Origin of the sequence: Streptomyces paradoxus, from assembly GCF_014202475.1 — a bacterium.
Lineage (GTDB): Bacteria > Actinomycetota > Actinomycetes > Streptomycetales > Streptomycetaceae > Streptomyces > Streptomyces paradoxus.
Genome location: NZ_JACHGV010000009.1, coordinates 325,904 through 340,557, shown reverse-complemented (window position 1 = coordinate 340,557; position 14,654 = coordinate 325,904). Strand labels below are relative to the sequence as shown.

Sequence of the window (14,654 nt, the reverse complement as noted above, 5' to 3'; positions counted from 1 at the left end):
TATGCCCACCAGCCGCACAGGACGGCCTCCGACCCCACGCGCCCCCAAGCGCCCCGCCGCGCCCCGGCTCACGCGTGAGAACCGCGTCCTGAGCCTCTACACCCGAGCCCGCATGGGCTGGGACCGGCCGCTGACCGCCTACTACCTGATCCTCGGCGGCAGTCTGCTGATCACCGTGCTCGGCCTGGTGATGGTCTACTCGGCCTCCCAGATCACCGCGCTGCAGATGTCGCTGCCCGGTTCGTACTTCTTCCGAAAGCAGTTGCTCGCGGCGGGGATCGGCACCGGTCTGCTGTTCGCGGCCTCCCGGATGCCGGTGAGACTGCACCGGGCGCTCGCCTACCCCATCCTCGCGGGCGCCGTCTTCCTCATGGTCCTGGTCCAGATCCCGGGGATAGGGATGTCGGTCAACGGCAACCAGAACTGGATCTCCCTCGGCGCCTCCTTCCAGATCCAGCCCAGCGAGTTCGGCAAGCTCGCCCTCGTGCTGTGGGGTGCGGACCTGCTCGCCCGCAAGCAGGACAGGAAGCTGCTGACCCAGTGGAAGCACATGCTCGTGCCGCTGGTGCCGGCGGCGTTCATGCTGCTCGGCCTGATCATGATCGGCGGCGACATGGGCACCGCGATCATCCTCACGGCCATCCTGTTCGGCCTGCTCTGGCTGGCCGGCGCCCCCACGCGGCTGTTCGCCGGGGTGCTGTCGATCGCCGCCGTCCTCGGCCTGATCCTCATCAAGACCAGCCCCAACCGCATGGCCCGCCTGCAGTGCCTGGGCGCCACCGAGCCCCAGTCGGGACCCGTCGACTGCTGGCAGGCCGTGCACGGGATCTACGCCCTCGCCTCGGGCGGAATCTTCGGTTCCGGGCTGGGTGCGAGTGTGGAGAAATGGGGCCAACTCCCCGAAGCCCACACCGACTTCATCTTCGCCGTCACCGGTGAGGAACTGGGCCTGGCGGGGACGCTGTCGGTACTCGCCCTCTTCGCGGCTCTAGGCTATGCGGGTATCCGCGTGGCCGGACGCACGGAGGACCCCTTCGTCAGGTATGCCGCGGGAGGCGTGACCACCTGGATCACGGCCCAGGCCGTGATCAACATCGGTGCGGTGCTCGGTCTGCTGCCGATCGCCGGCGTCCCCCTCCCGCTGTTCTCCTACGGAGGATCCGCCCTGCTGCCGACCATGTTCGCCATCGGGCTGCTGATCGCCTTCGCGCGTCAGGACCCCGCTGCGCGGATGGCGCTTGCGATGCGGCAACCCCGCTTTGGTAGAAAGCGGGGGGCGGGGGGCACCGGTTCCGGCCGGAGCCCCCGGAGATGGAACACGATGCGACGGCGTGCCTCGGCGGCGCGCTCGTCCGGAGAGCGGTGAATTTCGGTGCATGTCGTACTCGCCGGCGGAGGAACCGCGGGCCACATCGAGCCCGCGCTCGCCCTCGCGGACGCCCTGCGCAGGCAGGACCCGAGCGTGGGCATCACGGCCCTGGGCACGGAGCGCGGCCTCGAGACCCGTCTCGTACCCGAGCGCGGGTACGAACTCGCGCTGATCCCCGCCGTTCCGCTGCCGCGCAAGCCCACCCCCGAACTGATCACCGTCCCGGGCCGGCTGCGCGGCACCATCAAGGCGACCGAGCAGATCCTGGAGCGCACCCGGGCGGACGCCGTGGTCGGCTTCGGCGGCTACGTCGCCCTGCCCGGCTACCTCGCCGCCAAGCGCCTGGGCGTGCCGATCGTGATCCACGAGGCCAACGCCCGACCGGGCCTGGCCAACAAGATCGGCTCGCGGTACGCCAGTCAGGTCGCCGTCTCCACGCCCGACAGCAAGCTGCGGGGGGCCCGCTACATCGGCATCCCGCTGCGCCGCTCCATCGCCACGCTCGACCGGGCCGCCGTACGTCCCGAGGCCCGGGCCGCGTTCGGCCTCGACCCGAACCTGCCCACCCTGCTGGTCACCGGCGGCTCCCAGGGCGCCCGCAGACTCAACGAGGTCGTCCAGCAGGTCGCGCCCTGGCTCCAGCAGGCCGGGATCCAGATCCTGCACGCGGTCGGCCCGAAGAACGAACTGCCGCAGGTCCACCAGATGCCGGGAATGCCCCCCTACATCCCGGTAAGTTACCTGGACCGGATGGACCTCGCATACGCCGCGGCCGACATGATGCTCTGCCGCGCGGGCGCGATGACCGTCGCCGAACTCTCCGCCGTCGGGCTTCCGGCCGCCTACGTCCCGCTGCCCATCGGCAACGGTGAACAGCGGCTCAACGCCCAGCCGGTGGTCAAGGCCGGCGGCGGACTGCTGGTCGACGACGCGGAGCTGACCCCCGAGTGGGTCCAGCAGAACGTCCTGCCCGTGCTCGCCGACCCGCACCGGCTGTACCAGATGTCCCGGGCCGCCGCCGAGTTCGGCCGCCGGGACGCCGACGAGCTGCTCGTCGGCATGGTGTACGAGGCGATCGCCGCCAGTCGTGCACACCGATAGGACTGTATGACGGAAGGCAGGGAGCGTGGCCGGATCGACCACCGCCGAACGCGGTGAACGCCAGCAGGAGTCGTCCGGCCCGCCGCCCCGCCTGCGGTCGAGGCGGGCCAGGCTCCGCGCGATCGCCCTCCTGGGCCTCGCCCTGGTCTTCCTCGGCATCCCCACGGTCTGGCTCTTCTACGGCTCCGACTGGCTGCGCGCCGAGAGCGTCTCCGTGTCCGGCACCCGGGTTCTGACATCCGCTCAGGTCGAGTCCGCCGCGGAGGTTCCGCTCGGGAAGCCGCTGATTTCCGTCGACACCGGTGCGATCGAGACACGATTGCGCCAGAAATTGCCCCGAATTGACGCGGTTGACGTGGTCCGTTCCTGGCCTCATGGAATCGACCTGAAAGTGGTGGAGCGGACTCCGGTTCTGATTGTCCACAAGGGCGGAAAGTTCGTCGAAGTGGACGATGAAGGTGTCCGCTTCGCCACGGTTTCTGAAGCCCCGAAAGGCGTCCCGGCACTGGAATTGACGCTCTCCCGGTCCGGCACCGCCGCCGCCAGCCTGCGCCGCTTCGGGGAGTCCCGGCTGGTGCGCGAGGCCGTCGGTGTCGCCCGCGCGGTTCCGGCCGCCGTCGCGCGCGAGACACGGACCGTCAAGGTCCGTTCCTACGACGACATCTCCCTGGAGTTGAGGGACGGCCGCACGGTCGTCTGGGGGAGCAGTGAGAAGGGTGCCGCGAAGGCCCGTACCCTCACCGCCCTGATGAAAGCAACGCCCGATGCGGGGTACTTCGACGTGAGTGTGCCCACCGCCCCGGCGTCATCGGGGAGTTGACGCACATCAGCGCAGGCCAGCACCCTGGTTGGGCAGTGCTACGGCTGATCACATAGGGTGAAAAGAAAAACGGGAGGTTCGGCGTGTTCGTTGAACGTGCGCCACTTGTCGACTTAGTGTCCTGTTCAGAAGACTCCAAGGAACAGACACACTGGTAACCCTAAACTTCAGGGTTAGGGTTCGGGTCGGCGATACGGACCGTCCCATTCGGCATCAGTCGTCGGGTCGCGGGGCGCAGAGCGTCACGGTGATTCGGCGACACGTAACTCGAGGCGAGAGGCCTTCGACGTGGCAGCACCGCAGAACTACCTCGCAGTCATCAAAGTCATCGGTGTCGGCGGCGGTGGTGTCAATGCCATCAACCGGATGATCGAGGTCGGTCTCAAGGGCGTCGAGTTCATCGCCATCAACACCGACGCGCAAGCTCTGTTGATGAGCGACGCCGACGTCAAGCTGGACGTCGGCCGTGAACTCACCCGCGGACTCGGCGCCGGAGCCAACCCGGCCGTGGGCCGCAAGGCCGCCGAGGACCACCGCGAGGAGATCGAGGAGGTCCTCAAGGGGGCCGACATGGTCTTCGTGACAGCCGGTGAAGGCGGCGGCACCGGCACCGGCGGCGCGCCCGTCGTGGCCAACATCGCCCGCTCGCTCGGTGCCCTCACCATCGGCGTGGTCACGCGGCCGTTCACCTTCGAGGGACGGCGCCGCGCGAACCAGGCCGAGGACGGCATCGCCGAACTCCGCGAAGAGGTCGACACCCTCATCGTCATCCCGAACGACCGGCTGCTGTCCATCTCCGACCGCCAGGTCTCGGTGCTGGACGCCTTCAAGTCGGCCGACCAGGTACTGCTCTCCGGTGTCCAGGGCATCACCGACCTCATCACCACCCCGGGCCTCATCAACCTCGACTTCGCCGACGTCAAGTCGGTCATGTCCGAGGCCGGCTCGGCCCTGATGGGCATCGGCTCGGCCCGCGGCGACGACCGCGCGGTGGCCGCGGCCGAGATGGCGATCTCCTCGCCGCTGCTGGAGGCGTCCATCGACGGCGCCCGCGGTGTCCTGCTCTCCATCTCCGGTGGCTCCGACCTCGGTCTGTTCGAGATCAACGAGGCCGCCCAGCTGGTGAGCGAGGCCGCCCACCCCGAGGCCAACATCATCTTCGGCGCGGTGATCGACGACGCCCTCGGCGACGAGGTCCGGGTCACCGTGATCGCGGCCGGCTTCGACGGCGGACAGCCGCCCGCCAAGCGGGACAACGTCCTCGGCTCCTCCTCGGCCAAGCGCGAGGAGCCGGCCCCGGCGCGGCAGACCGAGAGCCGCCCGTCCTTCGGATCGCTCGGCAGCGTGACCCCGAAGGAGGACCCGGAGCCCGCTCCGGAGCCGGTCAAGGACATCCCGGTCGCCCCGCCGGTCACGCCGGCGCCGCGGACCTACTCGGACAGCGCGGCCGAGGAACTGGACGTACCGGACTTCCTCAAGTGATCCTTCAGTCGTGATAGGACAGCGCGAAAGCGCGAGCGGCGCGCACTTCGGCTTCACCGACCGGTGGGGCGGGGTGAGCGCCGCTCCGTATGAGGAGCTCAACCTCGGCGGAGCGGTCGGCGACGATCCCGACGCCGTACGCACCAACCGGGACCTGGCCGCCAAGTCGCTCGGCATCGAGCCGGACCGGGTGGTCTGGATGAACCAGGTGCACGGGGCCGACGTCGCGGTGGTGGACGGGCCGTGGGGATCTTCGGCCCCGATCCCGTCGGTCGACGCGATCGTCACCACGCGCCGGGGGCTCGCCCTTGCCGTACTCACCGCCGACTGCGTGCCGGTGCTGCTGGCCGACCCCGTCGCCGGTGTCGCCGCCGCGGCCCACGCGGGCCGGCCCGGCATGATCGCCGGAGTGGTCCCGGCCGCGCTACGCGCGATGACGGACCTGGGCGCCGAGCCGTCCCGGATCGTCGCCCGTACCGGGCCCACCGTCTGCGGCCGGTGTTACGAAGTGCCCGAGGCGATGCGCGCCGAGGTGTCCGCCGTCGAGCCGGCGGCGTACGCCGAGACGAGTTGGGGCACACCGGCGGTCGACGTGAGCGCCGGAGTGCACGCCCAGCTGGAACGGCTCGGGGTGCGCGACCGGGAGCAGTCGCCGGTGTGCACGCTGGAGTCGCGCGATCACTTCTCGTACCGCCGCGACCGCACCACCGGTCGGCTCGCGGGTTATGTGTGGCTGGACTGACAGGACATGACGGACCGTAAGGACGAAATCGCCGCGAATCTGGCGAAAGTGGAACGGCGTATCGCCGACGCGTGCACCGCGGCGGGGCGGGCGCGCGACGAGGTGACCCTCATCGTGGTCACCAAGACCTACCCCGCGAGCGACGTGCGGATCCTCGCCGGACTCGGCGTGCGGCACGTCGCCGAGAATCGCGACCAGGACGCGGCCCCCAAGGCCGAAGCCTGCTCGGATCTGCCCCTCACCTGGCACTTTGTGGGTCAACTCCAGACCAACAAGGTGCGATCGGTGGCCGGTTACGCGGATTTCGTGCAGTCCGTCGACCGTTCCAGGCTCGTCTCCGCCCTGTCGAAGGAGGCGGTCCGGGCCGGGCGGGAACTGGGGTGCCTCCTCCAGGTCGCACTCGACGCCGGCGAGAGCGGCCGGGGCGAGCGGGGCGGGACCGGGCCCGGCGGCATCGGGGAGTTGGCCGATCTCGTGGCCGGGGCCCCGGGGCTCCGGCTCGACGGGCTGATGACCGTCGCGCCGCTCACCGGGGAGTACGCGGGACGCGAACAGGCTGCCTTCGAGCGGCTGATGGTTTTGTCGACCGACCTGCGCCGGAGTCATCCGGCTGCCACCATGGTCTCGGCAGGGATGAGTACGGACCTCGAGCAGGCCGTGACGGCCGGAGCGACACATGTGCGCGTCGGCAGCGCGGTACTCGGAGTCCGCCCCAGGCTCGGGTAACGTCGCCAAGAAGTCGGACCACAGCAGAAAATATGGTCATTGCCGCCGATAGGCGGATTCAAGGACCTCGTGGATCGCGGGCACTTGGCAGTCGTCAGCCGATCCACCACAGAGCGGAGGACTCAGAGCATGGCCGGCGCGATGCGCAAGATGGCGGTCTACCTCGGCCTCGTGGAGGACGATGGGTACGACGGCCGCGGATTCGACCCCGACGACGACTTCGAACCCGAACTGGACCCGGAGCCCGAGCGGGACCACCGACGGCACGAGCCGTCCCATCAGCCACACGTCTCACATCAGCCCCAAAGGGACGAAGAGGTACGAGTCGTACAGCCGCCCGCGCCCCGCGAACCGGCCGCCCGCTCCGCTTCGCTCCCCGCGGAATCCAGCCGCCCGGCGCGCATCGCGCCCGTGGCATCCATCACACAAGAACGCGCAAGTCTGGAGAAGAACGCACCGGTGATCATGCCCAAGGTCGTGTCCGAACGAGAGCCTTACCGGATCACCACGCTTCACCCACGGACCTACAACGAGGCCCGTACCATCGGGGAACACTTCCGTGAAGGCACCCCGGTGATCATGAACTTGACTGAGATGGACGACACAGATGCGAAGCGACTTGTCGACTTTGCGGCCGGTCTGGTGTTTGGTCTTCACGGCAGTATCGAGCGGGTGACGCAGAAGGTGTTCCTGTTGTCGCCTGCTAACGTCGATGTCACGGCGGAGGACAAGGCCCGCATCGCAGAGGGCGGGTTCTTCAACCAGAGCTGAGACGCAACACCGGAAGCACAGTGCACAACAGTGCACAGCAGGGCACAGGGGAGAGGGAAGCAACAGGTCATGGGCGTGGTTCTGCAGGTTCTCTACATCGCGCTGATGGTCTTCCTCATCGTGCTCATTTTCCGGTTGGTCATGGACTACGTCTTCCAGTTCGCCCGCTCATGGCAACCCGGCAAGGCGATGGTGGTCGTTCTGGAGGCCACCTACACTGCCACTGATCCACCGCTCAAGCTTCTGCGGCGGGTCATCCCGCCGCTGCGTCTCGGGGGCGTGGCGCTCGACCTGTCCTTCTTCGTTTTGATGATCATCGTTTACATCCTGATCACCGTCGTGCGGAGCGCGATGTGAGCGATGTGACAGATACGGTCTTGCCGAATGCCGACGACTACGTTGAGGTGAAGAGATGCCGTTGACCCCCGAGGACGTGCGGAACAAGCAGTTCACGACCGTCCGCCTCCGAGAAGGCTATGACGAGGACGAGGTCGATGCCTTCCTCGACGAGGTCGAAGCCGAACTGACCCGCCTGCTCCGCGAGAACGAGGACCTGCGCGCCAAACTGGCCGCGGCCACGCGCGCTGCTGCGCAGAACCAGCAGAACATGCGCAAGCCTCCGGAGCCGCAGCAGGATCAGCAGCAACAGCAGCAGGGCATGCGCGGTCCGGGTGGTCCTGTCCCCGCCGGCATATCGGGCCCGCCGCAGCAGCAGATGGGTGGCCCCATGGGTGGTCCGCCCCAGCTGCCGAGCGGTGCCCCGCAGCTGCCCGCCGGTCCCGGCGGTCAGGGTGGACCCCAGGGTCCCGGCCCGATGGGCCAGGGTCCGGGTCCGATGGGCCAGCCCCCGATGCAGCAGCAGATGGGCGGCCCCATGGGCGGCCCCGGCCCCATGGGCGGTCCGATGGGCGGCCCCGGTCAGGGAGGCCCCGGTGGCGACAGCGCCGCCCGTGTCCTCTCGCTGGCCCAGCAGACCGCCGACCAGGCGATCGCCGAGGCCCGTTCCGAGGCCAACAAGATCGTCGGCGAGGCGCGTTCGCGTGCCGAGGGTCTGGAGCGTGACGCCCGTGCCAAGGCCGACGCCCTGGAGCGGGACGCGCAGGAGAAGCACCGCGTCGCGATGGGCTCCCTGGAGTCCGCCCGCGCCACGCTGGAGCGCAAGGTCGAGGACCTGCGCGGCTTCGAGCGCGAGTACCGCACGCGCCTGAAGTCGTACCTGGAGTCGCAGCTGCGTCAGCTGGAGACCCAGGCCGACGACTCGCTGGCCCCGCCGCGCACCCCGGCGACCGCGTCCCTCCCGCCGTCCCCGGCGCCCTCCATGGCTCCGGCCGGCGCGAGCGCCCCGTCCTACGGCGGCGGCAACCCGACGATGGGCGGCGCTCCCGCGCCGGCTGCCCCGTCCTACGGCGGCCAGCAGCAGATGTCGCCGGCGATGACCCAGCCGATGGCGCCGGTGCGTCCGCAGGGCCCGTCGCCGATGGGTCAGGCGCCCTCGCCCATGCGGGGCTTCCTGATCGACGAGGATGACAACTGACGGCCTGATGGCCAGTAGTACGGCATAGACGTCGGCAGCGTTCAGGGCGGGGCCCCGGGTGTGAACCCGGGGCCCCGCCCTTTTGCCACGCACGTTCGTGCGTACGCAACGCCGAAGGCCCGGACCCACCAAGATCTTTGGCGGGTCCGGGCCTTCGGCTTGAGGGTTACGCCTTGCGCAGGCGGAACGTGAGGGTGAGGCCCTCGTCGGTGAACGGGGCGCCGTAGCCGGCGTCCGCCTCGCCCTGCGCGAAGTCGGTCGCCAGCACCTCGTCGGCGATCAGGCCGGCGTGGTCGGTCAGGGCCGCCACCGTCGCCTGGTCCGTGGCCGTCCAGCGCAGTGCGATGCGGTCGGCCACGTCGAGGCCGCTGTTCTTGCGGGCCTCCTGGATCAGGCGGATCGCGTCACGGGCCAGACCCGCGCGGCGGAGCTCCTCGGTGATCTCCAGGTCCAGGGCGACCGTCGCTCCCGAGTCGGAGGCCACCGACCAGCCCTCGCGGGGGGTCTCCGTGATGATGACCTCGTCGGGGGCCAGCGTGATGGTCTCGCCGTCCACCTCGACCGACGCCGTCCCCTCGCGCAGGGCCAGCGACAGGGCGGCCGCGTCCGCGTTCGCGACGGCCTTGGCCACATCCTGGACGCGCTTGCCGAACCGCTTGCCCAGCGCGCGGAAGTTGGCCTTCGCCGTGGTGTCGACCAGGCTGCCGCCGACCTCGCTCAGGGTCGCCAGCGACTCGACGTTCAGCTCCTCCGTGATCTGCGTGCGCAGTTCGGAGCCCAGCGTCTCGAAGCCCGTCGCCGCGATCAGCGCGCGGGACAGCGGCTGGCGCGTCTTGACACCCGACTCCGCGCGCGTGGCACGGCCCAGCTCCACCAGGCGGCGCACCAGCACCATCTGCTTCGACAGCTCGGGGTCGATGGCGGTGAGGTCCGCCTCCGGCCAGGACGACAGGTGGACCGACTCCGGAGCGCCCGGGGTGACCGGGACGATCAGGTCCTGCCAGACCCGCTCGGTGATGAACGGGGTCAGCGGGGACATCAGCTGCGTGACCGTCTCGACGACCTCGTGCAGGGTGCGCAGCGCCGCCTTGTCGCCCTGCCAGAAGCGGCGGCGCGAGCGGCGCACGTACCAGTTGGACAGGTCGTCGACGAACGCGGACAGCAGCTTGCCGGCGCGCTGGGTGTCGTAGGCGTCCAGCGCCTGGGTGACCTGGTCGGTGAGGGCGTGCAGTTCGGACAGCAGCCAGCGGTCCAGGACCGGGCGGTCGGCCGGGGCCGGGTCGGCCCCGGACGGGGCCCAGTTCGACGTACGGGCGTACAGGGCCTGGAAGGCGACCGTGTTCCAGTACGTCAGAAGGGTCTTGCGGACGACCTCCTGGATGGTGCCGTGGCCCACGCGGCGGGCCGCCCAGGGGGAGCCGCCGGCCGCCATGAACCAGCGCACCGCGTCGGCGCCGTGCCGGTCCATGAGCGGGATCGGGTCCAGGGTGTTGCCCAGGTGCTTGGACATCTTGCGGCCGTCCTCGGCGAGGATGTGGCCGAGGCAGACGACATTCTCGTAGGACGACTTGTCGAAGACCAGCGTGCCGACCGCCATCAGCGTGTAGAACCAGCCGCGGGTCTGGTCGATGGCCTCGCAGATGAACTGCGCCGGGTAGCGGGCCTCGAACAGCTCCTTGTTCTTGTACGGGTAGCCCCACTGCGCGAACGGCATCGAACCCGAGTCGTACCAGGCGTCGATCACCTCGGGTACGCGCGTGGCCGTCTTTCCGCAGCCGCCCTGCGGGCAGGCGAAGGTGACGTCGTCGATGAACGGGCGGTGCGGATCCAGGCCCGACTGGTCCGTGCCGGTCAGCTCGGTCAGCTCCGCGAGGGATCCGGCGCAGGTGAGGTGGTCGTCCTCGCAGCGCCAGATGGGCAGCGGAGTACCCCAGTAGCGGTTGCGGGACAGGGCCCAGTCGATGTTGTTGTTCAGCCAGTCGCCGTACCGGCCGTTCTTGACCGTGTCCGGGAACCAGTTGGTGCGCTCGTTCTCCGCGAGGAGGCGGTCCTTGAGCGCCGTGGTGCGGATGTACCAGGAGGGCTGCGCGTAGTAGAGCAGCGCGGTGTGGCAGCGCCAGCAGTGCGGGTAGCTGTGCTCGTAGGGGATGTGCTTGAAGAGCAGGCCGCGCTCGTCGAGGTCGGCGGTGAGCTTCTCGTCGGCCTTCTTGAAGAAGACGCCGCCGACGAGCGGGACGTCCTCCTCGAAGGTCCCGTCCGGGCGGACCGGGTTCACGACCGGCAGGCCGTAGGAGCGGCAGACCTTGAGGTCGTCCTCACCGAAGGCGGGGGACTGGTGGACCAGGCCCGTGCCGTCCTCGGTGGTGACGTACTCGGCATTGACGACGAAGTGGGCCTCGGCCGGGAACTCGACCAGCTCGAACGGGCGCTGGTAGGTCCAGCGCTCCATCTCGGCGCCCGTGAAGGTCTGGCCGGTGGTCTCCCAGCCCTCGCCGAGGGCCTTGGCGACCAGCGGCTCCGCGACGACGAGCTTCTCCTCGCCGTTCGTCGCGACGACGTAGGTGACCTCGGGGTGTGCGGCGACCGCCGTGTTGGAGACCAGGGTCCAGGGCGTGGTCGTCCACACCAGGAGCGCTGCCTCGCCGGCCAGCGGGCCGGAGGTGAGCGGGAACCGGACGAAGACCGACGGGTCGACGACCGTCTCGTAGCCCTGCGCCAGCTCGTGGTCGGACAGGCCCGTGCCGCAGCGGGGGCACCAGGGGGCGACGCGGTGGTCCTGGACCAGCAGGCCCTTGTTGAAGATCTCCTTCAACGACCACCAGACCGACTCGATGTACTCGGGGTCCATCGTGCGGTACGGGTCCTGGAGGTCCGTCCAGTAGCCCATGCGGGTCGTGAGCGCCTCGAAGGCGTCCGTGTGCCGGGTCACCGACTCGCGGCACTTCTCGTTGAACTCCGCGATGCCGTACGCCTCGATGTCCTGCTTGCCGGAGAAGCCGAGCTCCTTCTCGACGGCGAGCTCCACCGGGAGACCGTGGCAGTCCCAGCCGGCCTTGCGGGCCACGTGGTAGCCGCGCATGGTGCGGAAGCGGGGGAAGACGTCCTTGAAGACGCGGGCCTCGATGTGGTGGGCGCCCGGCATGCCGTTGGCGGTGGGCGGGCCCTCGTAGAACACCCATTCGGGGCGGCCCTCGGACTGCTCCAGGCTCTTGGCGAAGATCTTCTGCTCGCGCCAGAAGTCGAGCACGGCGTGCTCGAGGGCGGGCAGGTCGACCTGGGCGGGTACCTGGCGGTACGTCGGCGATGTCATCAGCGGGCTTCCTCCGGCGGACTTGCTGCCTTCCGTCCGGAGGGACGAGAGCTACGTCTGCCTGCGCCGCCTTCGGCGCGCTCCCGCGGTACCACCCTCCTTGGCCCTCCGGCACGGGGTGTGCGCCGGTGAGCCCCCTCATTGGGGTCGCGATGCCGGGTCTACCGGCCGTCGCTCAGTGGCTCCGGCTTTCTTCCGGCGGCTCCGGGGTGATCTTCACGTCGCGCTGGCCCCCGGGCTTCCACCGTCCCCGGGTCGCTCTGGGCTGCGTACGTCGCTACTCGTCCCCATCCACGCTTCTCGCTCCGCCCAGTGTACGGCGCCGCGCGGACGGCGGCCGACCGGTTTTCCGGGCCGCCGGGCCTGCGGGTACCGGGAGGAGTGCGAAATGGGTTTGATGACCCTAATGGGGTGGTATAGGTGTTCGGATCCTGGGACGTCCGGCTCGGCGGATTACCGGGCGGGGAGCTGGGCACAACGGATGCAGGTTCGCCGCGGCGTGCGCGAGGTGGGCGAATCAGGCGGTGTGCCCCGTTGCCGCGGGACTCGAGTCGATTTATCGTCCCAGCACGATTCGCGTGCAAGGTCACAATATGTGAAGGGGCCGCGGCCATGGTGGCGAAGAAGACCGCCGTACAGCAGCCGGCGTCCGGCAGGTCCGCGGAGGCCTCCGGCGGCGCGGCCAAGGACGTGGGCGGGAAGAAGTCCACGCAGGGCAGATCGGCTGTGCGGGCGGTGAAGGAGGGCCGGGGGAGGGCGGCCGAGGAGAGGACCACGACGGGGCAGGCCGCGGGCAGGAGGGCCGTGAGCCGCGAGGCCGCGGCCAAGCCATCCGGGACCAGGTCATCCGGAGCCCGGTCATCCGGCCCTGAGCCGCCAGGGGCTGGAGTGGCCGGGGCCCAGCAGAGCGCTACCCGGGCGGCAACGGCCAAGGAACCGGCCGGGAAGGCACGCGCGAAGGCGTCGGCGGACGGGCCACCGGCCGAGGCACCGGCGAAGAGGGCACGGGCCGCGGCTTCGGCGGACGGGGCACCGGCGGAGGCGACGAGGAAGAAGGCGCGGGCCACGGCGTCGGGCCATGAGGCATCAGCTGTGAAGGCGCCGGCGAAGAAGGCACGGGCCAAGACATCGGCGGACGGGCCACCGGCCGAGGCACCGGCGAAGAGGGCACGGGCCACGGCGGCGGAAGGGGCACCGGCCGAGGCGGCGAGGAAGAAGGCGCGGGCCAAGGCGCCGGCCCATGAGGCTTCGGCCAAGGCCGCAGGGGAGTCGGCCGAGGCATCGGCCGACAGGGCACCGGCCGGGAAGGCGGCGGGGAAGAAGGCGGCCGTCCGGAAGACCGCCTCGGCCGGAAAGGCCACCGCCGGAAAGGCCACTGCCGGAAAGGCCACCGCCAGCAAGACCGCCCCGGCGGGGAAGGCGGCGGCCAAGAAGGCCGGCGCCAAGAAGGCCCCGGCCCAGAAGGCCGCCGGAGGCAAGGGCACCACCAGGAGCGCGGCCGGCAAGGGCGCTGCCCGGACCGGCGCGGTCACACAGGACACGGCCGCGAGCAGCACGGCCAAGAAGGCGGGTGCGGCCGAGGCCGCCCGGCAGACGGGAGCGACGACGGTGGTTGCTAAGAAGACTCCTGGCACGGCCACGGCGGCGAAGACCGCCGTTCCGAAGGCGCGGATCGCCGCGGCGGAGCCCGGTGAGCTGGCGGTACGCCCGGGCGAGGACCCCTGGACGGAGGAGGAGGTCGAGGAGGCCCGGTCCGAGCTGACGTCCGAGGAGACCCGCCTGCGCGAGGAGATCACGTCGTCGGAGCGGTCGCTGGCCGGTCTGATGCGGGACTCCGGGGACGGCGCGGGCGACGACCAGGCGGACACCGGCACCAAGAACATCACCCGTGAGCACGAGCTGGCCCTCGCCGCCAACGCACGGGAAATGCTCATCCAGACCGAGCGCGCCCTGGAACGCCTGCACGCGGGCACCTACGGCCTGTGCGAGAACTGCGGCAACGCCATCGGCAAGGCGCGGATGCAGGCCTTCCCCCGGGCCACGCTCTGCGTGGAGTGCAAGCAGAAGCAGGAGCGCCGGTACTGACCGGCCGCCGAATGTCTCCTGAGCACGTGGGACGTGCGGGGTGTGCCGTACCCTCGTCCTCAGTCAGGCACCTAGGTTGAGGGACTCACGTGGCAGAGGCGGAGCGCATCATCGGTACGCCGGACACACCGGACGCGGCCGGGGGCGGCAGGGAACGGCCCGACTCCGAGGGCACCCCGCCCGAGGAGTCCGGCGCCGGGCGGCCCCGGGGCCGGCGCCGGATCGCGGTGCTGTTCGCCGTCGCCTCGATCGCGTACGCCCTCGACCTGATCAGCAAGATGATCGTGGTGGCCAAGCTGGAGCACCACCCGCCCATCGAGATCATCGGGGACTGGCTGAAGTTCGAGGCGATCCGCAACGCGGGCGCGGCCTTCGGCTTCGGCGAGGCCTTCACCGTGATCTTCACCATGATCGCGGCGGCGGTGATCGTGGTGATCGCCCGCCTCGCCCGCAAGCTCTACAGCCTGCCCTGGGCGATCGCGCTCGGCCTGCTGCTCGGCGGTGCGCTGGGCAACCTCACGGACCGGATCTTCCGGGCGCCGGGCGTCTTCGAGGGCGCGGTCGTGGACTTCATCGCACCCAAGCACTTCGCCGTCTTCAACCTGGCCGACTCGGCGATCGTGTGCGGCGGCATCCTGATCGTGCTGCTGTCGTTCAGGGGCCTCGACCCGGACGGGACCGTCCACAAGGACTGAGCGCGCGTACGGCCCTGTC

12 protein-coding genes are annotated in these 14,654 nt (G+C 70.1%); 11 read left to right on the top strand and 1 reads right to left on the bottom strand.

Annotation, left to right across the window (positions count from 1 at the left end; genetic code table 11):
• The first annotated feature begins 1 nt into the window (after nt 1).
• The 9 genes from ftsW to HNR57_RS28445 all read left to right on the top strand — a co-directional run bounded on the left by ftsW (nt 2) and on the right by HNR57_RS28445 (nt 8,545).
• The gene (gene ftsW, locus HNR57_RS28485) at nt 2–1,366 is read left to right on the top strand and encodes a putative lipid II flippase FtsW (RefSeq protein WP_184564309.1); all 1,365 of its coding nucleotides are present in this window, start codon (nt 2–4) and stop codon (nt 1,364–1,366) included.
• A gap of 6 nt (nt 1,367–1,372) precedes the next feature.
• Nucleotides 1,373–2,470, top strand: coding sequence for an undecaprenyldiphospho-muramoylpentapeptide beta-N-acetylglucosaminyltransferase (gene murG, locus HNR57_RS28480; RefSeq protein ID WP_062926343.1), 1,098 nt, complete (start codon nt 1,373–1,375; stop codon nt 2,468–2,470).
• Between the two features lie 25 nt (nt 2,471–2,495).
• Nucleotides 2,496–3,290: a cell division protein FtsQ/DivIB gene (locus HNR57_RS28475; protein WP_184564307.1), complete on the top strand. Its 795-nt coding sequence runs from the start codon at nt 2,496–2,498 to the stop codon at nt 3,288–3,290.
• A gap of 288 nt (nt 3,291–3,578) precedes the next feature.
• Entirely contained in the window at nt 3,579–4,772 is a 1,194-nt protein-coding gene (gene ftsZ / locus HNR57_RS28470; RefSeq protein ID WP_033312673.1) for a cell division protein FtsZ, read from the top strand.
• Nucleotides 4,773–4,782: 10 nt separating this feature from the next.
• Nucleotides 4,783–5,514 (top strand): peptidoglycan editing factor PgeF, encoded by a 732-nt coding sequence (gene pgeF / locus HNR57_RS28465; protein ID WP_184564305.1) that lies wholly within the window; start codon nt 4,783–4,785, stop codon nt 5,512–5,514.
• A gap of 6 nt (nt 5,515–5,520) precedes the next feature.
• On the top strand, nt 5,521–6,240 hold the full coding sequence (locus tag HNR57_RS28460) for a YggS family pyridoxal phosphate-dependent enzyme (RefSeq protein WP_184564304.1): 720 nt from the start codon (nt 5,521–5,523) through the stop codon (nt 6,238–6,240).
• Between the two features lie 129 nt (nt 6,241–6,369).
• On the top strand, nt 6,370–7,011 hold the full coding sequence (locus HNR57_RS28455; protein WP_102907744.1) for a cell division protein SepF: 642 nt from the start codon (nt 6,370–6,372) through the stop codon (nt 7,009–7,011).
• A 69-nt stretch (nt 7,012–7,080) separates the two neighbouring features.
• Complete coding sequence (locus HNR57_RS28450; protein WP_184564302.1) at nt 7,081–7,368, top strand: YggT family protein; 288 nt, start codon at nt 7,081–7,083, stop codon at nt 7,366–7,368.
• Nucleotides 7,369–7,423: 55 nt separating this feature from the next.
• Nucleotides 7,424–8,545 (top strand): DivIVA domain-containing protein, encoded by a 1,122-nt coding sequence (locus HNR57_RS28445; protein WP_184564300.1) that lies wholly within the window; start codon nt 7,424–7,426, stop codon nt 8,543–8,545.
• Nucleotides 8,546–8,711: 166 nt separating this feature from the next.
• On the opposite strand, the gene ileS is transcribed toward HNR57_RS28445, so the two are convergent.
• Complete coding sequence (gene ileS, locus HNR57_RS28440) at nt 8,712–11,855, bottom strand: isoleucine--tRNA ligase (protein WP_184564298.1); 3,144 nt, start codon at nt 11,853–11,855, stop codon at nt 8,712–8,714.
• Nucleotides 11,856–12,467: 612 nt separating this feature from the next.
• On the opposite strand from ileS, the gene HNR57_RS28435 reads away from it, so the two are divergent.
• Both HNR57_RS28435 and lspA read left to right on the top strand, forming a co-directional pair.
• Entirely contained in the window at nt 12,468–13,940 is a 1,473-nt protein-coding gene (locus HNR57_RS28435) for a TraR/DksA family transcriptional regulator (RefSeq protein WP_221343080.1), read from the top strand.
• An 89-nt stretch (nt 13,941–14,029) separates the two neighbouring features.
• Nucleotides 14,030–14,635: a signal peptidase II gene (lspA, locus tag HNR57_RS28430; RefSeq protein WP_184564296.1), complete on the top strand. Its 606-nt coding sequence runs from the start codon at nt 14,030–14,032 to the stop codon at nt 14,633–14,635.
• The last annotated feature ends 19 nt before the right edge of the window (nt 14,636–14,654 follow it).